The sequence below is a fragment of the Sedimentibacter acidaminivorans genome (genome assembly GCF_017873955.1).
Taxonomy (GTDB): Bacteria; Bacillota; Clostridia; order Tissierellales; family Sedimentibacteraceae; genus Sedimentibacter; species Sedimentibacter acidaminivorans.
In genome coordinates this window covers 143,777-165,160 of record NZ_JAGGKS010000007.1, presented here as the reverse complement: position 1 = coordinate 165,160, position 21,384 = coordinate 143,777, and the positions used below count along the sequence as shown (strand labels likewise).

Here is a 21,384-nt window from a genome sequence, read left to right as displayed (position 1 = left end):
TCAAAATATAAAATTAAACCTTTTTATATTTTGGTTTATATATTATAATATTTACTGTATCTAATTAAAAGAACCTAATTAATAAAATACTTATATATAAATATTAATTTACTATAAAGGTACTACCGGAGGAAAATATGGAATTAAATATTCTAATAACTACCGCACCATTTGGTAATGGTCACAAAATGGTTGCAACGGCTTTAAAGAATGCATTCACAAATAAAGGTTACTATAATGTTTCCGTTGTTGATGTTTTTACAGAAGCTCACCCCCGAATTACAGAAACAATTAAAAAAGCATATATAAAAAGCTATGAATTCGGTGATGCCTATTCACTATTGTATTATGGAACCGAAAAACTTGTAGATAAAAAAGTTATGGATGTTTACAGAAATTTTGGTTTTAGAAAGTTGAATCAAATCGCATTAGAATTTAAACCCGATATAATTATTAATACCTTTCCAATTCTAGCATCATTAAAAATTAAAAACAGTAGTGGAGAAAATATCCCTGTTTTTAATATAGTTACTGATTTTTATGTACATAAGCTTTGGCTAAGTGAAGAAATAGATAAATTTTATATAGCAACAAACGAATTACAAGAAGAACTTAGAAAAATGAATATCCCCATAGAAAAAACTGTTGTTACTGGAATACCTGTAAGAGACGCTTTCGAAGAGATGGAAAATTTAAATAATATATTTAAAAAGTACCGCTTCATAAAATCTAAAAAGATAGTTTTAATTAATGCCGGTGCATTTGGAGTTTTAAAGGATATTAAAAAAGTATGCGTTGATCTTTGTAGTCACAATAATATTCAAGTAGCAGTTGTATGCGGAAATAACAAAGAGCTTAAAGCTCAACTTGATTCATTAGATTATAGAAATCTAAAGGTGTTTGGTTTTACAGAAGATATTCATGAACTTTACAAAATATCAACATGCATGATAACTAAATCTGGTGGAATAACATTAAGTGAAGCACTAGCCGTACAGCTTCCTCTTATAATTTTTAAACCTGTACCTGGACAAGAAAAAGAAAATGCTCTATATTTTGAGAAAAAAGGAGCGGCGTTTATAGCTAATAATTCTAATGAAATAGTTAATCGGACATTAGATTTAATTTGTAACCATACTATATTAAATGCAATGAGGAAAAACATGAAGAAGATTTACAATAAATCTTCATCCGAAATAATTGTAGATGATGTAGTTAAAAATATTGAGTCACTGTAAAAAAAAGAACAGTATAAATTTATACTGTTCTCTTTTTCTTATTTAGTTTTACTCTACCAAATTTCTCACGAAGAACTTTATAAAGGCATTTTTCAAAGTTCTCATCTTGTTCTTTAGTACGCTTAGATGGGCCCTTAGTACGTCCCCCTGCCTTTCTTATTTTTTGTCCAATATGCCTTGATTCCAGAAGGGTATCTATATTATTATTATTAATAAAAAATCCTGCAGTATGAATTACAGCTGAAGCTTTTCCCAATACTAAGCTAGCTAAACCATAATCTTGAGTTACTAAAATATCTTCATTCTGAAAAATTTGTACTATTTTATAATCTACTGAATCTCTCCCTTGTTCAACAACCATAACCGTAAAATCACTTACAATATAATGAGCTATATCTACAACTATAATTAATTCCACATTATATTCATGAGCAGCACGCTCACATATTTCTTTTACTTGCTGAGGACATGCATCTCCATCAATTATTATTCGCATTTTTGCCTCCTATTATTTTATTTTAAATTACATTTATTTATAATTTTTATATTAAATTAAATCGTATTGTATAACATAGTATGTTTCTTAATAGTATTTTGACTATATTTAAAGAATTTAATTAAAGTGAGATCATGGTCAACCTAACAAATATTTATCTCCTGTATATTATACCCTATTTGTATTACACAGTCTATGAGTTAATATAAAGCTTTTTTTCTCTAATAAATTTCAAAGCTACCCTAATTTTTTTTATCATTGTTACGAATATATTTAGAGAAGCACTTTTTATAACAACTTATGGAGGGACAGTATATGAAATATAATTTTTTTCTACGATTGAAAACAAATGAAACCGAATGGATTAACATGGGAGGAAATCATATTATTTCTTGGAATGTACGAGACTTAATTGAAGCATCAAGTGGGTGGTTCATTTATAATGAAGAAAAATTAGGATTAGCATCAGACCTTGTTCCAACACTACAAAAAGGCATTTTTGAATTAAATCAGTCTTCTCAGGTCTATGCCGATTATGAAATATTGCACGGATTTGGTACAATTAAAAGTGTATTGAAATTTTATAAAGAACTATTGTATGACTGTCAACAATACCCATATACTGAACTTTGTGGATCCATTAGTTAAATAAACACAAAATGAGTTTTTATAATATCCCAACCATATTAAGCTACTCCGTAAGCTGCATGGATAATTTTTTTGCTTTTTTTAATATATACAAATAAAAATACCCCCTCCAGAAATCGATGAGGTATTTTCATAATTTTTACCTTGTATTCATTTACTCCAATTCTGCTATTAGCTCTCCTGCAACCACCCTTTGACCTTCTTTAACATGTATTTTATTAACAGTTCCAGCTAAGGGTGATATTACGTTGGTTTCCATCTTCATAGCCTCAAGCACTGCTATTGGCTGACCAGCTTCTACCTTATCCCCTTCTTTTACAAGAATTTTGAATATATTTCCAGGAATATTTGCACCAACTTCATATTGATTGCCCGAATCAGCCATGACTTTTTCTGAATCAATATGCTTTTGAATTACAGCATTTTTATCTTTAACAGTAACAATTCTTCTATTTCCATTTACTTCAAAAGCCAAATCTTTCGTTCCATCATCACTTGTATTCCTTATTTCAATAAGTTTTATAACAAGTTTTTTACCTTCAGCTATCTTTACTTCACAAGTTTCGCCTTCTTCTAGTCCATGAAAAAATATATCACTTCCCATTAGTCTAAGATTTCCATCATTTTTTAAATTGTTAAGATAATCTTCAAACACTTTAGGATATAATGCGTAACTTAGCGCTTCTTCGTCTGTTCCATCTATATCATGTTTTTCTCTAAGCATTTTTTTTATTGCTTCAAAATCTTCTGATGGCAACAATTCACCAGGACGACATTTAATAGGTTCTTTTCCTTTTAATACAAGGTTGCTAAGGTCTTCTGGGAAACCACCTTCCGGCTGACCCATCATACCTTCAAAATAAGAAACTATAGAATCAGGAAAATCCATATCCCTTGCTTTGTCATATATATTTTCTGAATTTAAATCATTTTGAACCATAAATATTGCCATATCACCAACAGCCTTAGAAGAAGGAGTAACCTTTACTATATCCCCCAACATTCCATTTACAGTTTTAAACATTTCTTTTACTTCTTCAAATTTATTACCTAGCCCAAAACTTTCAACCTGTGGCTTTAAGTTTGAATATTGTCCACCAGGTATTTCATATTTATATATTTCTGCTGTTCCAGTTTTTAAACCTGATTCAAATTTTTGATATACAGGCCTTACAGCTTCCCAATAATCAGAAATTTGCTGCATATTATCTAAAGATAACATAGTATCTCTCTCAGAATTATTTAAAGCAGCTATAATCGAATTAAGTGGCGGCTGACTAGTTAAACCAGCCATTGAATTAAATGCTGTATCAACTATATCAACACCTGCATTAGCAGCTGAATAAACTGTTACAACACCATTTCCACTTGTATCATGCGTGTGCAAATGAACAGGAATCGCTAGTTCATTTTTAAGTGCCCTTACAAGTTTATCAGCAGCCATTGGTTTTAAAAGTGCAGACATATCTTTGATTGCAAGAATATGCGCTCCTCTTTTCTCAAGTTTCTTTGCTAGATCAACATAATACTTAAGGGAATACTTGTCTCTAGTTTCATCTAATATATCTCCTGTGTAACAAATGCTTGCCTCAACAATTTTATTTTGATTTAGAACTTCATCTATAGCTATTTCCATACCTTCCATCCAATTTAATGAGTCAAAAATACGAAATACATCTATGCCAGCCTTTGAGGATGTTTTAATAAACTCTTTAATTACATTATCTGGATAATTCTTATATCCTACTGCATTAGCTCCTCTTAGCAACATCTGAAATAGAATATTTGGCATCTTTTCTCTGAGTGTTTTAAGTCTTTCCCAAGGATCTTCTTTTAAAAATCTATAGGAAACATCATAAGTAGCTCCGCCCCACATTTCTACAGAGAACAAATCATTTGCTAAGTGTGACATGGAAGGTGCTATTTTTTCCATATCTATAGTTCTGACACGTGTAGCCATTAAAGATTGATGAGCATCTCTCATAGTTGTATCTGTAAGCAAAAGCCTCTTTTGATTCAAAACCCAATTCGATACTTCTTTAGGACCTTTTTCATCTAACATTTGTTTCAACCCAGGTTTTATTTCATCCTTTTGAAACTGAGGAACTCTTGGAACATCAAATTGCTGCTTGATACCTTTTGTTTCATTAACAACTATATTTCCAATATAATTAAGAACTTTTAGTTCTTTATCCTCTCCACCTCTCACATTTAGCAAAGAAGGATTATCAGCTATAAATCCTGTATCACATTGTCCATTTCTAAATGTTTCATGATTTAATACATTTAACAGAAATCCAATATTAGTTTTTACACCAAGTATTTTTACTTCTCTTAAAGCCCTAGATGATTTACCTATAGCATCTTTGAAACTTCTTGACCAAGAAGAAACTTTAACTAGCAAACTATCGTAATATGGACTTATTACAGCTCCAGTAAAACCATTATCTCCATCCAGTCTTATTCCAAAACCTGAACCAGTCCTATATACATCTATTTTACCAGTATCAGGTGCAAAATTATTAGCTGGATCTTCTGTAGTAACTCTGCATTGAATAGCATAGCCCCTATGCTCTATAGAATTTTGTGATTTTATATTAACTTCTTCAGAATCTAATCTATGTCCCTCTGCTATAAGGATTTGAGATTGAACAATGTCTATACCTGTAGCCATTTCAGTAATAGTATGTTCTACTTGCACTCTTGGATTCATTTCTATAAAGTAGTGATTTCCATTTTTATCTACCAAAAACTCAACAGTACCTGCACTTCTATAATTAACAGACCTTGCAATTTCCAGGGCATCCTCACATATATTTTGTCTTTGCTCGTTTGTTATACATATTGCAGGTGTAAATTCAATAACCTTTTGATGTCTTCTTTGAATTGAACAGTCTCGCTCGTATAAATGTACGATATTTCCATAATTATCTCCAAGTACTTGAACTTCTATATGTTTTGGTCTCTCTAAATACTTTTCTATAAATATGTCATCTATACCAAATGCCTTTTTTGCTTCACTTTGAGCACTATTGAATTCCCTAATTAAATCTTCTTCTCTCCATACTATACGCATACCTCTTCCGCCGCCACCAGCAGAAGCTTTTAGTATTACTGGATAACCGCAAAAATCAGCAAACTTTCTTGCATCATCTTCTGATTTAACTGCTTCTTCAATTCCAGGAATTGTTGGTACCTTAACACTATGAGCAACCTTTTTAGACTTTATTTTATCTCCTAGCTTATCCATCATTATGTGATCAGGCCCTATAAAAACAATTCCTGATTCTTCGCATTTACGTGCAAATTCTACATTTTCTGATAGTAGCCCATATCCAGGGTGTATAGCATCAACACCTTTAGATTTTGCAATGCTTATTATTTCATCTATTCCTAGATATGCATCAACTGGTTTTTTATTTTTACCTATTTGATATGATTCATCTGCCTTTGTTCTAAAGAGAGAATTTTTATCCTCCTCAGAATAAATAGCAACACTTCTAATATCTAATTCACTACAAGCTCTAAAAATCCTTATAGCTATTTCTCCACGATTTGCAACTAAAACCCTTTTAAATTTTTTCATCTAGTCCTCCTATCCACAATGTACATACTGTTGTACTCTATGTGTAAACTTATGAAATTAGTTTAACATTATTTAATTAATTTTACAATCATTAAATTTAATTAAATTAAATTAAATTGTTTTTTACTTTATTTTATAAGTATTGGCTTATTATATGTCTTGTAGAATCGTTTTCTAGTTTATATTGTACTTCGGCTTATTTACAAAACAAAAAAAGACATATTTAATCCAAATAATCAAATATATCTTTTTATTTTTCTTATTATTACTTTAAAACAAATGATTCTAGCCATATTGCTATTTCCCGGGCAATTTCGTCACAATTCGTGTTTGCCTTAAACTTTGCATCATATTCAAATGCATCAGACTTAAATGTATACATAGGATCGTAATATTTTTGCATGAGCTCCCTAGCTACAAAATCAAAATTGCCTATATTTATCTCATTTTTTAATTTATCAAGGTTATCTTTTGAAATGTATTTATTTAATCGTTCAACTGCATTTATAGATTCAACCATCCAATTATCATCTTGTATATAGTCTTTTTTTAAACTTTTTACTCTATAATCTAAGTCTGCATCTATAAATATATGAATACCATTTTGCATTTTTTCACTTATATAATTAGGTATTACAACTTTTCCTATCTTACGACTTTCTGCTTCGACAAATACATACTGAGATTTACTACCGCTTAATTGGTCATATATATTTGTTTCAAATTTTTTTTGAGAATTACAAGCACCTATACCTATGCTACCAAGAAGCGAACCTCTGTGATTAGCTGCCCCCTCTAAATCAAGAATTGAATACCCCGAATTTTTCAAACTATGAAGTATATCAGTTTTTCCAACACCCGTATTACCATGAAGTACTATATATGTTGTTTTTTCATTTAATATAGGAATAGAAGTTATTACTTCTTTTCGATATTCTTTATATCCTCCCTCAAGTTGCGCAATTGGGATACCTATAGAGCTAAACACAGAAGCAAAAAATGTGCTTCGATAACCTCCACGTGCACAAAATGCTGCTATTTGAATATTTTTACTTTTCAGTTCAAGAACTTGTTCAAATAACTTTGGCATTTTAGGAGAAATGAGTTTTACTCCTAGCCTCTTAGCTTCATTTTTACCTATTTGTTTGTAAGTTGTTCCAATAGCCTTTCTTTCCTCATCATCCATCAATGGAATATTAATAGCATTTGGTATAGAGTCTTCTCTATATTCTGACGGGCTTCTAACGTCTATAAAAATATGGCTATTTTTTGCATTATCATATGTTACTTTATTTAAAATCATATTTATTACCTTTGCATATTATTGATTGTATGCAACTTTTCCTTTTAAATGTTCTATATCATTATAAAATAATTCTTTTATATTATTATTTTCATCTATTTCAATGCATGTTAAACTGCAATTACTAACTACATTTCCAATCCAATCTTTTTCGATTTTTATATTTTTATAGTAGCACTCTATACTTTTTATCGTGCCTCCATGTGCAACAACAAGAATATTTTTACCCTTATATTGTTGTATTATATTTTTAAAGGTTTTTTCAACCCTGTTGTAAAATTCAATTAGATTTTCTCCATTTGGATAGCGATTAGCAAATGGGTCTTTTTCTATTTTTTTTAATATATCGCCTCTTGAATTTTTTATTTCATCATATCTCATACCTTCAAATTCACCAAGGCTAATTTCTTGTAGTCCTGACTCCTTAATTATTTCAACATCTTTCATTCCTCTTACTATCTCTGCTGTTTGGTATGCTCTTTTAAGTGGACTAGCAATAATAAAATCTAAATCTAAATTTTCTATTCTCTCCGACAAAAGTTCTGCTGCTAACAAGCCTTTTTCCGTTAATTCAGAATTCAAACTTCCTTGAAATCTGCCTTGTTTATTCCATTCTGTTTCACCATGTCTTGTAATATATATTGTTGTCATTTTTACCCCTTTCATAAGTACTAATCTATAACCATTATCAAAATTTAAATTCTTAATTACTATTGTTTTCTTATTGTTCAATTACAACTATTATCTTTAATAAAACCCTATAAACAAAGTTACTAAAACCGGAACCATTAAAGACATAATAACTCCACTAATAAATGAAATTATAACAACCTCTTGATTTGTGTTTCTAGTTATAATTGGGAGTCCTGTATCCATACTTATTGCACCACCAACAGCTATTGTTTCTAAATAACCTATGTGCTTGGCTATAAATGGAATGAGTATAAAAGCCATTACCTCTCTAAAAATATTTGTTAAAAATGCTATAGCCCCATATTCAGCTGAGTGAGGTGTTATTATTATAGGTGCTAAGGTATACCAGGAAAGACCTGATGCAATTGCTAAGGACCCAAATATATTCATATCAAAAATAAAGCTGCATATAATTCCCCCAAATAAGCTACCTAAAATTGCAGCCACAGGAACAATAAGTGCCTTTAACCCTACACTTTTTAAGTTTTTAAATGTATCTTTATTATTACCTATATCTATCCCTACAAAAAATAAAAGACAACACAAACCAATATCTAATAGTAATCCTGTACTGTTATACATAGATTCAGGTACAATAAAAAAGCCTGATAATATACCACCTATTAATACTAAAATTATTTTTATAGTCACTTAATTGCCTCCTGTTATGTTTTCGTCAGTAATAAATTTCTTTCTAACTAGGAATACAAATACTACACTAAACCCTGCAGTAAGCAAAGTAAAAACAACTGATTTAAAACCTATTTGACCAATTGATGATACAACTTGTTCGTTCATTCCTAATCTAATGCCCATTACAAAAATAAGCAAAAATAAGAATATAGTTTGAATGCTTGATATCTTTGCAATTAATTTTTCATGAATAAAACCTTTGTTACTTAAAACCCATCCAACAGCTAATAAAGCAAAGTACAATAAAATTCTAAATGCCATGGTTCCCTCCAAGTTAAAAACTTATTATTCTATAATATTCTAACATATTTTTAATAAATAGTCACATAATATTTTACTGTACTTGATCCAAAATAAGTATTAATAAAAAAGATAGTGAGATCACTCAATGACCTTCACTATCTGTAAATCAAACATTTTTTACATTCAACGCTCTAAATGAATTAATTATTGCTATGACAGTTACCCCTACATCTGCAAATACTGCCGCCCACATAGAAGCTAATCCAACAGCACTTAAAATAAGCACAAGTACTTTTATGGAAATAGCAAACACTATATTTTGATAAGCAATCCTTAATGTTTTTTTCGAAATTTTAATTGCAGTAGCTATTTTTGATGGTTCATCCGTCATAATAACTATATCTGCTGCTTCTATAGCAGCATCAGAACCTAAACCACCCATTGCAATTCCAATATCTGCACGAGCTAAAACAGGTGCATCGTTTATCCCGTCACCAACGAAGGCAAGTTTAACTTTAGATGATTTTTGCATAAACAATTCTTCTAGTTTTTCAACTTTATCTCCAGGCAATAATTCTGAATAAACTGTATCTATTCCTAATTCTTTAGAAACCTTGTTGGCAACATTCTTATTATCACCAGTAAGCATAACTGTTTGTTTTATACCTGATAATTTTAAGTCTATTATTGCTTTTTCAGAATCTGATTTAACCTCATCAGCAATAACAATATAACCAGCATATACATTATCAACTGCAACATGTACAACAGTTCCAGTTATTTCTCCTTTAAAATAAGTAATATTCATAGTTTCCATTAGCTTAATATTACCCGCTGTTATTTTTTTGTTATCTACAACTGCCACAACACCATAACCTGATATTTCTTCAACATCTGTAATACGTTGATTATTAATTTTTTTATCATATGCACGTTTTAAAGATAAAGAAATTGGATGATTAGAATAACTTTCTGCATAAGCAGCTAATTCCAACAGTTCTTCTTTAGAAATTACATCCGAATGAATTTCCTGAACATTAAAAACTCCCTTTGTTAATGTTCCAGTTTTATCAAATACGATTATTTCTGTCTTAGATAGAATTTCTAAATAATTACTACCCTTTACTAATATACCTTTCCTCGACGCTCCTCCTATACCACCGAAAAAACTCAATGGAACCGAAATTACCAAAGCACAAGGGCAGGATACTACTAAAAACGATAGTGCCCTATATATCCATTCGCTAAACGTCTCAGTCCTTATTACCAAAGGTGGCACTATTGCAAGAAACACAGCAACAATTACAACAATAGGTGTATAATATCTAGCAAATTTAGTTATAAAACGTTCAGAATTAGATTTCTTGTTACTAGCATTTTCAACTAAATCTAAAATTTTACTCACTGTAGATTCACCATATTCTTTAGTTACTTCAACTGTAACTAATCCATTAATATTAATGCATCCACTTAATATCTCGCTACCAATCTCTACTTGGCGAGGAACAGATTCACCCGTAAGAGCTGAAGTATCAATCATTGAACTCCCATCAATTACCTTGCCGTCAAGTGGAATTCTTTCTCCTGCTTTTATTACAATAGTATCGCCAATACTTACTTCATCAGGATCAGTTTTTACAAGTTTATCTCCTACTTTAACATTTGCGAAATCAGGTCTAATATCCATTAAACTTGCAATTGATTTTCTTGACTTGTTAACTGCATAACTTTGGAATAGCTCTCCTATTTGATAGAAAAACATAACTGCAACACCTTCTGGAAACTCACCAATAAAAAATGCACCAATTGAAGCTATAGCCATTAAAAAGTTTTCGTCAAAAACTTGTCCTCTCAGTATGTTTTTAAAAGCTCTTAAAACTACATCACTACCAACGATTATATAGCTTATAACAAATAACGCTAACTGTATAAAATAATTATCTAAATTTATAATCAATGCGGATATATAAACTATGCCCCCTATGATTATTCTCAAAATATCCTTTCTCATCAAAATATACCCCTACTAAGATTTCTTTAATACAACATCTGGTTCTATCTTCTTAATAATCTTATCCGCTTCCGCTACAATTAGTTGCATTTTATCATTTTGACCCTCTATTATCATTTTGGTAGTCATAAAATTAATAGTCACATTTTCTACACCATCTAACCCTGCAATTGCTCTTTCCATTTTTGCAGCACAATTTGCACATCCTAATCCTTCAAGTCTAAACGTCTTCTTCATTATAAATCCTCCATAATACCAAATTATTTTTTCTCTCTTATATGTTCTAATCCCTTTTCAAAAATATCTTTTACATGGTCATCAGCCAATGAATAAAATACTATTTTTCCTTCTTTTCTATATTTCACTAAATTCGCCTGTTTCAGCGAACGAAGTTGATGTGATATTGCTGATTTAGTCATGTTTAAAAGCACTGCTATATCACATACGCACATTTCACTTTCATCAAGCGCCCATATAATTTTAGCTCTAGTACTATCACCAAGGACTTTAAAGAAATCTGATAAATCATATAGTTCACTCTCTTCAGGCATTTTCTTCTTTACACTATCAACAACATCTGCATGAATAACCTCGCAATCACAAAACAATTCATCCTTTGACAAAAAATCAACCTCCTTATTTATAGTTGAATAGTTGTTCAACTGTTATATTTATTATAGTTGAACAACTATTCAATTGTCAAGTAGTTTCTAAAATATTTTTGCAATAAAAAACTTGGATAATAAGCTTTGCTTTATCCAAGTAAATTAATTCACTACATTTAGTTTTCTCTAAAAACAACACTACCATTTTTCATTTCATCAACAATTGCAAGGCTCTTTAGATTGTACCCTTCCTCTCTAAGAAATTTGCCACCTTGTTGGAACCCCTTTTCTATAACAATTCCTATTCCTTTAATTTCAGCACCACTCTGTTTAGCTACATCAATTAACCCTTTCATTGCATTTCCTATAGCTAAAAAGTCATCTATAATAAGAAGTTTATCATTTTCATTTAAATATTTCTTACTTACCATAATGTTGTATTCCTTTTTTTTTGTATACGAATACACCTTGCCTGAATAAACATCCTTATCTAAATTTATACTTTCGGTTTTTTTAGCAAAAACTACAGGAACTTTAAAAAACAATGCTGCCATTGAGGCTATTGCTATTCCACTGACTTCAATAGTAACTATCTTTGTAATTCCTTCATTTCTAAAAAGTCTGTAGAATTCCTCTCCTATCTCATAAAGAAACTCAGCATCAAGTTGATGATTAAGAAAGCTATCAACTTTTAGGATATTTCCATCCCTAATTTCTCCTCGTTCGTTTATGATTTCCTTTAACTTATCCATTGCTATAATATCTCCTTCTCTTCGTACACCACATAATTATTACTTGTCCGACATAACAAAACTATCTTAGCATTTCTATAAACTGAGATTCAGTGACAATACTTATTCCCAATTCCTTCGCTTTTTTATTTTTAGATGATTGAGATAAATTATCATTATTAATAAGATAATTTGTTTTTGCCGATACCGAACCAGTAACTTTTCCTCCACGTTCTTCTATTATTTCTTTTATTTCATCTCTATTTTTAAATTGTTCTACCGAACCTGTAATAACAAAATTAATGTTTTCAAAGATTTGCTCTACATTTGATTTTTCAACAACTTCTAGTTCTATTTCTTTTAAAATATCCTTAACTATAACTTTTTTCTTCTCGTTATTAAAAAATTTGACATATGTATCAGCCATAATCTCGCCAATTCCATCTATTTCAACTAAATCATCATATGTTGCACTTTCTATAGCATCCCAATTATATTTAAATCTCTTAGATATTAATTTTGCATTTGATAAACCTACATTAGGTATGCCTAGACTATAAAGTAGTCTGGTTGTATTGGTTTTTTCTGATTTATTGACTGAAGAAACTAATTTATTAAACGATTTTTCACCGAATCCTTCCATTTTAACAATCTCTTCTTTATACCTTTCTATATGAAAAATATCTGCAAGCTCTTTTATTAATCCCTTAGCTATAAGTTTCTCTATTGTCGCTTCTGATAATCCTTCTATATTCATTGCATCTCTGCTTACAAAATGAGTAAAAAGTTTAATCTGTTTTGCAAGACAATCATCATTTATACAATATAATACTTTAACATCATTTTCATTTTTAATTGAAGTTTTGCCTCCGCATACTGGACATTGCTCTGGTACATGAACACTTCCGCTTCTAGTTAAATTACCAGATATTTGAGGTATAATCATGTTTGCTTTGTAAACATTTATTATGTCGCCTATTCCTAACTCAAGTCCTTCCATGATGCTTAGATTATGCACGCTTGCTCTGCTCACTGTCGTTCCTTCAAGTTCAACTGGTTCAAATATAGCTATAGGATTAATCAAGCCAGTTCTAGATGCACTCCATTCTATTTCTAACAGATGTGTTTCTTTTATTTCATCTCGCCATTTAAATGCTATTGAATCTCTAGGAAACTTTGCAGTTGTACCTAATGATTCTCCATATGATATATCATCATATGTTAAAACCAATCCATCAGATGGAAAATCATTTTCTATGATGTGTTCTTCAAACCATATAACTGTTTCTTCAATATTTAGGTGATTTACTTGTTTAAATTCTACAATATCAAACCCCTGGCTCTTTAACCAATTAATTTGTGATATTCTTGAGTTTTTAAAATCAACTCCATCTGCTTTTACTAGCGAAAATGCAAAAAAGTTAACATTTCTTTCTGCCGTAATTTTATTATTCAGCTGCCTCACAGAACCACTGCAAAGATTTCTCGGATTTTTATATTTAGATGCTACATCTTCTATAACATTGTTTATTTTTTCAAAATCAGAATAACGAATTACTGCTTCTCCTCTTAAAATCAGACTTCCCTTATATGGAATACTAAGAGGTATATTGGTAAACACTTTTGCATTATTAGTAATAACTTCACCAATTTCTCCATTTCCTCTAGTTACAGCCTTTATAAGTTTTCCATCTAGATAAGTCATCACTATAGTAAGTCCGTCTAATTTCCAAGAAAGAACACCTTCTTTTTTACCAAGCCAATCCTTTAAAGTTACTATATCCTTTGTTTTATCCAAAGACAACATAACTTTTTCATGACGCTCCTTTGGCAGGTTAGACAATAATTCATATCCAACATGTATAGTAGGACTGTTAGATAATGTAATGCCTGTTTCTTTTTCTAATTCCAATAATTCATCATAAATCTTATCATATTCTATATTAGACATAATTTCATTGTTTTCTTGGTAATATGATTTAGCTGCTTTATTTAATATTTCAACCTTTTCTCTCATCAATAATAACTTGTTATCCATACATATACCTCATTATACTTTTTCAATAGGTGCATAACTTAACATAACATTTTTTATTCCTTTATTCTCAAATGCAATTACTGCTTTCTGCCCTTCGCCTTCACCAGATAATTGAACTATAGTTCCTATACCCCATGCCTTATGCATAACTTTGTCTCCTGCTGCTAATTTATCTGATTTAAGTTTTGGAGAATCTACTCTTTTTTCACTATCATAATTTGTATTGTCACTGAAGCTTATGGCTCCTTTGAATAAATTTTTATTTTTTGCCTCAATAAAAGAATGCCCTGATTTTACTTCCCTATTACTATATGATTTGTTTTCGCTGAATAAATTATTCATTTCAAAAGATTTCATCTTCTTTTCAGCTATTGATTGAGGAGTGCTTTCTTCAAAGCATTCCGAAGGAATTTCGTCAAGGAATCTTGACTTGTGCCTTGATTCATGATGTCCGAACACCATTCTTTCATTTGAATAAGTTATATAAAGCATTCTTTTAGCTCTAGTTACTGCAACATAGAATAGCCTTCTTTCCTCTTCCGAATCTTCCTCTTCATCATCTTTTCGTATCATTGGAAACATACCTTCTTCTAGCCCTGTCACAAATACTGTATCATACTCTAATCCTTTTGCACTGTGAATTGTCAACAGTGTTACACAATCTTTTTCAGTATCATCAGTTTTATCAACATCTGCTAACAATGATGTATGAGATAGAAAATCTTCAAGACTGTTTTCTTCATATCTCTCCTCAAAGTCCTTTGCAGCTGATAGAAACTCTTCCATATTTTCAATCCTGCTTCTTCCCTCTACAGTAGTGTCTGTTAAAAGCATTTTCCTATATCCAGTATCTTCATATACCGCTTGAATAAATTCACTTAATGACATAACATCTTTTTTTATCATTAACATTTCAATCATAGCTACAAAATCCTGCACACTTTTAGTAGCTGCAGGAGTTAATCCTAATTCTAAAACGTCATATGATGCTTCAAACATCGGAACTTCACTTCTTCTTGCATGTTCATAAATAGTATCTACTGTTTTTTTTCCTATTTTTCTTCTAGGTACATTTATAATTCTATTGTAGCTTATATCATCTTTTTGATTTTGTATTAACATTAAGTATGACATTATGTCCTTAATTTCTTTTCTACCATAAAATTTGAGACCACCAACTATTTTATAAGGGATTCCTTCTCTTATTAAGCCCTCTTCTAGCGCCCTAGATTGTGCATTAGTTCTATAAAGAATAGCCATATCTGAATAATTAATTGAATTTTTATTATGTTCTTTTCTCATCAAAGCTGATATCATAAAAGCTTCTTCTTTTTCATTATCCGTTTCAATAAGATTGATTAAATTACCATCCTCAAAATCAGTGTATAAATTTTTACCTTTTCTCTGACAATTATTCTTAATAACTCCATTGGCGGCATTTAATATTATATTAGTAGAACGATAGTTTTTTTCAAGTTTTACTATTTTGGCTCCTTCGAAATCTTTTTCAAAATCAAGAATATTATTAATGTCTGCACCTCTCCATCCATATATGGACTGATCCTCATCGCCAACAACAAATATATTACTTTCACCAGTAGTTTTTTTAGAAAGGATTTTTACTAAATTATATTGAACACTATTTGTATCCTGATACTCATCAACCAATACATATTTGAATCTCTCGCGATAACTCTCTAGCACATCTTCATTCATTTCCAACAGCTTAAGAGCTTTCACAATCAAGTCGTCAAAATCAAGTGCATTTGCAATTTTCAACTTTTTCTCATAAAGAGAATAAACTTCACCTGTATTTCTAAGATTAAAATTGCCAAAATTTTCAGCAATAAATTTATCTGGCATATTTCTATTGTTTTTTTCATTACTAATAATACTTCTTATAACATTAGCATTATATGTTTTAGTGTCAAGATTCATTTCCTTTATACAATCTTTTATAAGAGTTTTTTGGTCATCCGTATCATATATAACAAAATTCTTATCATAACCTATTCTATCTATATCCCTTCTAAGTATGCGCACACAAATAGCGTGAAATGTGCCAATCCACATTTTATCTATAGAGAAATCAATAAGTTGTCCTATTCTTTCCTTCATTTCATTTGCTGCTTTATTTGTAAATGTAATCGCCAATATTTCCCATGGTTTGGCTTTTCCTGTTTTTATTATATTTGCAATTCTATGGGTTAAAACCCTAGTTTTGCCTGTACCTGCCCCTGCTATTACAAGTATAGGACCCTTGTCATGTTCTGCTGCTTGCCTTTGTTTATCATTTAATCCACTTAATAAATCCATATTTCCTCCATTTGCATTATATCTATGTTCATTAACTGAACTAATCATCATTTATAACATTTAATTACATCATAAAGCAAGCCAGATAACGGCTTGCATCACTACGATTCAATAAATACATCAAGACAAAGACGAATGTCTTTGTCTTGATGTATTTATTATATCATATAAAATAATTATCCTCAATAATTATAAATTATAATAAAATTAAACAAAAATAATTATATCAAAATAAATTATTAATTAATTGTAATATACTAACAATGGGGAATAATTGATTTTTATAAAAGCATATGTTAATATGTTTAAACAATTGTATGTATATATAAATTTACTGACAATGCATGAATTTCTGAAAGGAATGTTTCATTATGTATAATAAAAGCTTTATGAAAACAATTGCAATTACGTTCATTATATATGGTTTATATTTTATTACTACATTATTTCAATCCGATTTTTGGGGAAATATATTGTCGCCAATAGTTGGACTACATACATATAGTATATTATATAAAACTGTACTAGAAATTAAAGACAAGGAAACATTTGCTAACAAAACAATTTGGGTGATTTTTAGTTTAGCTTGCCTTACTTGGACAATAGCCGATACAATATGGGCATTTTATTATTTTTTGACAGCTTTCAACCCTGAAGATAGTATTTTAATTTCTACTTTGTATTCATCTACGAGTATATTTTTATTTGTACCAATATTTATTTTTGGCATAACCAGGTATAAAAAATGGAATATGCTTCAATTATTATTAGATTCAATATCCATCTCATTGTCAATATTACTTTTATTGTGGATTTTATTTTTTCATGAAGACCTACGGATTGTTAAAATAATTGTTACCCAAAGCCCAACCTCCATATTATTTATTGTTATTGATATTTTGATATTGGTTATTATTTTTATCTTTTATTTATCAGCAAAAAACTTAAAAATAGATACATATATTAACTTTATATTTGCTGGTGTATTGATTTATGTAATTTCAGACTTATATTTTTATCATCTTAACTTTAGTGATTCATATATACCAAACTCTTTAATTGATTATGCTTATATGTGTACATTTTTATTTCTTGCCACAGGTTCAATTTATAAAAGATATTTTACAAAACCTAAAAATAGTGAATCTAAAACTTATAACCATAATAAAAAACAAATGTTGCTTTTTATTTATCCGTTACTAGCAATAATAATTGAAGATATTAATATTCCAAAAATAACAAATTTCTTGATCATTATATTATTAAATAATATCTTAAGCACTTATATTCAGGCTTCTATAAAAAATGAACAACTTTTAGTAAAGGAAAAGGAAATGAACTTCTTACTTGAAGAAAAAATCAAACAAAGAACTAAAGAAATTACAGATAAAAATAATGAACTAGAAAACAAGAATAAAGAACTTGATTTTTTATCTAATAAAGATACCCTCACATGTCTTTATAATAGACGTTTCTTTATGGATAATTTAAAAAAAGAACTCGAATCATTAAAACCATTAGAAAGTGTCGCTCTTTTTTATATGGATTTAGACCGTTTCAAAACAATTAATGATATGTATGGACATCAAGTAGGAGATCAAGCTTTAATTGAAATATCTAAACGTCTCGAAATTTTAAGTGAAGGAAATTTTATTTTGGCTCGTTTAGGTGGAGATGAATTTGTTCTAGTTTATCGTGGCATATTAGATAATGCTGTCATTGAAGAGTTGGCTTTGGTAATTATAGATAAATGCAGTGAGCCTATTGAAATCGGAGAGTATATATTTTATGTTTCTGCAAGTGTAGGAATATCAATTTATCCTTTAGATGCAAAAGATAGCTATACGCTTATAAAAAATGCAGATATTGCAATGTATGAAGCAAAAGCTCAAGGTAAAAACAGATGTATCTTTTTTAATACTAAATTCAAAGACAGTCTCAATAGAAAAAATGAAATTGAAAATTTACTAAAAAAAATATCTTATGATGATGAATTTGAATTATATTATCAACCACAATATAGTATAAGAGATAAAAAAACAATTGGAGCAGAAGCACTTTTAAGGTGGAATAACAAAGATCTTGGTTCAATATCTCCTGTTGAATTCATTCCAATTGCAGAAGAAATAGATTATATTAACTCAATTGGTGAATGGGTTATGGAAAAAGCAATCAAGCAAATAGCAAAATGGAGTAATCAATCTATTTATCTTAAAGTTGGAATCAATATTTCTCCCAAACAACTGGATAATAAAAATTTTATTTCTAAGTTAAAAGGTTTTTTAGATGAAAACTCTGTTTCACCAGAATACATAGATATTGAAATAACAGAAAACATTACAATTGAAGGGGGATATAGGGTTAAGCAGATAGAATCATTATTTAGCTCATTAGGAATTTCTATTTCTATTGATGACTTTGGTACAGGCTATTCTTCCTTAAGCTACCTTAAAACATTTCCTTTTGAACGAATTAAAATTGCTAAACCATTAATTGATGTTATATCAACTGACAACTTCGACTTTCAAATTGTAAAAGCCCTAATTATGCTTGCAAAATCAATTGGTATAAAAACAATTGCTGAAGGAGTAGAATTCCAGGAACAATTAGATATTTTAACAGAATTAGGATGTGATGAGGTACAAGGATATTTACTTGGAAAACCAATGACAGTATCTCATTTAGAAGAATTGTTAAATACTCAAAACATATAATTTAGTTTTAAATAGTAAATGTTTAAATTTTAATATATAAACTATAATGTTACTCCAAAGTATATAATACTAAAATTAAATGCTTATTTACTTTGGTATTTATTTATGATATAATAAATACCATTAATGAAACAAAGACATTCGTCTTTGTCTTGATGTATTTATTGAATCGTTGTGATGCAAGCCGTTATCTGGCTTGCTTTATGATGTAGTGAAATCGATATCATTTGTAAAAAACTAATAGGAGGTAAAAATGAAAAAGATACTAGTACCTATAGATGGCTCCAAAGCATCAAGAAAGGCAGCCGAACAGGCTATTTCCATAGCAAAACAATTTGGAAGTGAAGTAAAATTAGTAACTGTAGTAAACCTACCATCTGAAGAAAAATATGCTTTTTTTGGAGTTAATGTTCAAAATGCTTTTTATGCAAATAGAAAAGAAATGCTTAAAGAATTGATAACTCAAGAAAGTAAAATGTTAAAATCAATTATAAATACTCTTGATTATGCTGATATTAAACTTGATAAAATAGTTTTAGAAGGTGTAGCATATGAACAAATTTTAAATTTATCCAAAGAAGAGAATTTTGACCTGATTGTTATGGGTCGCAGAGGTTTTTCACATATTGAACGTTTCTTTATTGGTTCAGTAACACAAAGAGTTATCTCTGATGCCCATTGCCCTGTATTAGTGGTTAATGAATAAAGTAATAATTAATATAATAATCTACATAATATTTATATGCGGGCGGACATATTGTTTTATAACATGTCCGCTACAATCTTATAACTCTAAATTTGTTATTTCATCATAAACTTCTTTAATAGGTATATTAAACTTAATTGCAGCTTTTTTCATATCCTCATACTCACCGCTATATTTTTTTATATCACCATATACTGCTTTTTTTACATGAATATCACCATATTTTGTTTTTATCAAACTAATGCTTCTTTTCATAGTAGATCTTTTTACTTCTATTTTTCTTATGCCTATTGTAGATGTTTCAGAAAACACAATTTTTTCTAAATTATCTATATCACTCTGTTTCGCCAAAAAAGTTAACTTTACAGCTGGTCGACATTTTTTCATATAAATAGGTGTAAAAAATACATCAAGTGCACCTGCATCTAAAAGTCTTTCAATAACAAACCCTAAAACTTCCCCAGTAGTATCATCAATATTAGTTTCAGCTAAAATGATTTTCTCTAAATCAGTTTTTTTTTTCCTAAAGTCAATCTAAGCATATTAGGAATTTCAAAATCTTTGAATCCAGAACCATATCCTATTTTTTCAATTTCCATATCAGGTTGATTTCCAAATTCATCGGCTAGTGCTGCAACTATTGCTGCTCCAGTAGGTGTTACTAATTCGCCTTCAATGCCTTTAGAATAAACTGGAATTTTTCCATTTTTAATTATTTCTAAAGTAGCAGGTGCTGGAATTGGCATTAATCCATGTTGACATTTAACAAATCCCATTCCTACATGAAGTTTAGAAACTACTATTTTATCTATATTTAGACTGTCTACACAAATTGCTGTACCAATTATATCAACTATTGAATCAATTGCACCAACTTCATGAAAATGGACTTCAGAAATTGCTTTACCATGCACTTTAGCTTCAGCTACTGCAACATAGTTAAATATCTTTTTAGATAATTTTTTTACTTTTTGTGATAATTCACTATCATCAATTATCTTTTCAACATCATAAAGATTTCTATGCAGATGTTGTTGATGATCATGGTGATGTGAATGCTCATGATCGTGATGGTCGTGATGGTCGTGTTCATGATGAGTATGGTCATGGTCGTGTTGAGCATGGTCGTGTACATGTTCATGTGAATGTTCATGTTCATACTCATGTTCTTCATTTTCAAGTAAAACATCGAAATAAGTACCTTCTATTCCATTTTTAATTTTTTTACTAATTTCAATTTTATAGCCATCAACATTTAATTTGTTAAGTTCATTAATGAGCATTTTTTCATCTACACCTAAATCTAAAAATGCTCCAATTGTCATATTACCGCTAATTCCAGAAAAACAATCCATATAAAGTA

The 21,384-nt window shown here is 29.7% G+C and carries 16 protein-coding genes and 1 pseudogene; 4 read left to right on the top strand and 13 right to left on the bottom strand.

Annotation, left to right across the window (positions count from 1 at the left end; genetic code table 11):
• Positions 1-137: 137 nt before the first annotated feature.
• A complete protein-coding gene (locus tag J2Z76_RS12170) occupies positions 138-1,238 on the top strand; it encodes an MGDG synthase family glycosyltransferase (RefSeq protein WP_209512332.1) in 1,101 nt (366 codons plus the stop codon).
• A gap of 19 nt (positions 1,239-1,257) precedes the next feature.
• On the opposite strand, the gene J2Z76_RS12165 is transcribed toward J2Z76_RS12170, so the two are convergent.
• Entirely contained in the window at positions 1,258-1,734 is a 477-nt protein-coding gene (locus J2Z76_RS12165; RefSeq protein ID WP_209512331.1) for a YaiI/YqxD family protein, read from the bottom strand.
• A 315-nt stretch (positions 1,735-2,049) separates the two neighbouring features.
• Between J2Z76_RS12165 and J2Z76_RS12160 the strand changes: the two genes are divergently transcribed.
• The gene (locus J2Z76_RS12160) at positions 2,050-2,382 is read left to right on the top strand and encodes a hypothetical protein (protein WP_209512330.1); all 333 of its coding nucleotides are present in this window, start codon (positions 2,050-2,052) and stop codon (positions 2,380-2,382) included.
• Between the two features lie 154 nt (positions 2,383-2,536).
• On the opposite strand, the gene J2Z76_RS12155 is transcribed toward J2Z76_RS12160, so the two are convergent.
• The 11 genes from J2Z76_RS12155 to J2Z76_RS12105 form a co-directional block, all read right to left on the bottom strand.
• A complete protein-coding gene (locus tag J2Z76_RS12155; protein ID WP_209512329.1) occupies positions 2,537-5,968 on the bottom strand; it encodes a pyruvate carboxylase in 3,432 nt (1,143 codons plus the stop codon).
• A gap of 265 nt (positions 5,969-6,233) precedes the next feature.
• Positions 6,234-7,271, bottom strand: a complete 1,038-nt coding sequence (gene mnmH / locus J2Z76_RS12150) for a tRNA 2-selenouridine(34) synthase MnmH (RefSeq protein ID WP_209512328.1) — start codon at positions 7,269-7,271, stop codon at positions 6,234-6,236.
• 18 nt (positions 7,272-7,289) lie between these two features.
• Entirely contained in the window at positions 7,290-7,922 is a 633-nt protein-coding gene (locus tag J2Z76_RS12145) for a histidine phosphatase family protein (RefSeq protein WP_209512327.1), read from the bottom strand.
• 96 nt (positions 7,923-8,018) lie between these two features.
• Positions 8,019-8,615, bottom strand: a complete 597-nt coding sequence (locus tag J2Z76_RS12140; protein WP_209512326.1) for a LysO family transporter — start codon at positions 8,613-8,615, stop codon at positions 8,019-8,021.
• Positions 8,616-8,918 carry a LysO family transporter gene (locus J2Z76_RS12135; RefSeq protein ID WP_209512325.1) on the bottom strand — a complete coding sequence of 101 codons (303 nt, stop codon included), beginning with the start codon at positions 8,916-8,918 and terminating at the stop codon, positions 8,616-8,618. It lies immediately after the preceding gene.
• 148 nt (positions 8,919-9,066) lie between these two features.
• A complete protein-coding gene (locus tag J2Z76_RS12130; protein WP_209512324.1) occupies positions 9,067-10,911 on the bottom strand; it encodes a heavy metal translocating P-type ATPase in 1,845 nt (614 codons plus the stop codon).
• Positions 10,912-10,926: 15 nt separating this feature from the next.
• On the bottom strand, positions 10,927-11,148 hold the full coding sequence (locus J2Z76_RS12125) for a heavy-metal-associated domain-containing protein (RefSeq protein WP_209512323.1): 222 nt from the start codon (positions 11,146-11,148) through the stop codon (positions 10,927-10,929).
• 23 nt (positions 11,149-11,171) lie between these two features.
• Positions 11,172-11,534, bottom strand: a complete 363-nt coding sequence (locus tag J2Z76_RS12120; protein ID WP_245210443.1) for an ArsR/SmtB family transcription factor — start codon at positions 11,532-11,534, stop codon at positions 11,172-11,174.
• 158 nt (positions 11,535-11,692) lie between these two features.
• On the bottom strand, positions 11,693-12,268 hold the full coding sequence (locus J2Z76_RS12115; protein ID WP_209512322.1) for a xanthine phosphoribosyltransferase: 576 nt from the start codon (positions 12,266-12,268) through the stop codon (positions 11,693-11,695).
• A gap of 61 nt (positions 12,269-12,329) precedes the next feature.
• Positions 12,330-14,285, bottom strand: coding sequence for an NAD-dependent DNA ligase LigA (ligA, locus tag J2Z76_RS12110; protein WP_209512321.1), 1,956 nt, complete (start codon positions 14,283-14,285; stop codon positions 12,330-12,332).
• Positions 14,286-14,297: 12 nt separating this feature from the next.
• Positions 14,298-16,649 (bottom strand): ATP-dependent helicase, encoded by a 2,352-nt coding sequence (locus J2Z76_RS12105; protein ID WP_245210442.1) that lies wholly within the window; start codon positions 16,647-16,649, stop codon positions 14,298-14,300.
• A 425-nt stretch (positions 16,650-17,074) separates the two neighbouring features.
• Here J2Z76_RS12105 and J2Z76_RS12100 point away from each other — a divergent pair, with 425 nt between their 5' ends.
• Complete coding sequence (locus J2Z76_RS12100; RefSeq protein WP_209512320.1) at positions 17,075-19,315, top strand: putative bifunctional diguanylate cyclase/phosphodiesterase; 2,241 nt, start codon at positions 17,075-17,077, stop codon at positions 19,313-19,315.
• 253 nt (positions 19,316-19,568) lie between these two features.
• Positions 19,569-20,021 (top strand): universal stress protein, encoded by a 453-nt coding sequence (locus tag J2Z76_RS12095; RefSeq protein ID WP_209512319.1) that lies wholly within the window; start codon positions 19,569-19,571, stop codon positions 20,019-20,021.
• A 78-nt stretch (positions 20,022-20,099) separates the two neighbouring features.
• On the opposite strand, the pseudogene larC reads toward J2Z76_RS12095, so the two are convergent.
• A pseudogene (gene larC / locus J2Z76_RS12090) lies at positions 20,100-21,346 on the bottom strand (nickel pincer cofactor biosynthesis protein LarC).
• Positions 21,347-21,384: the final 38 nt, after the last annotated feature.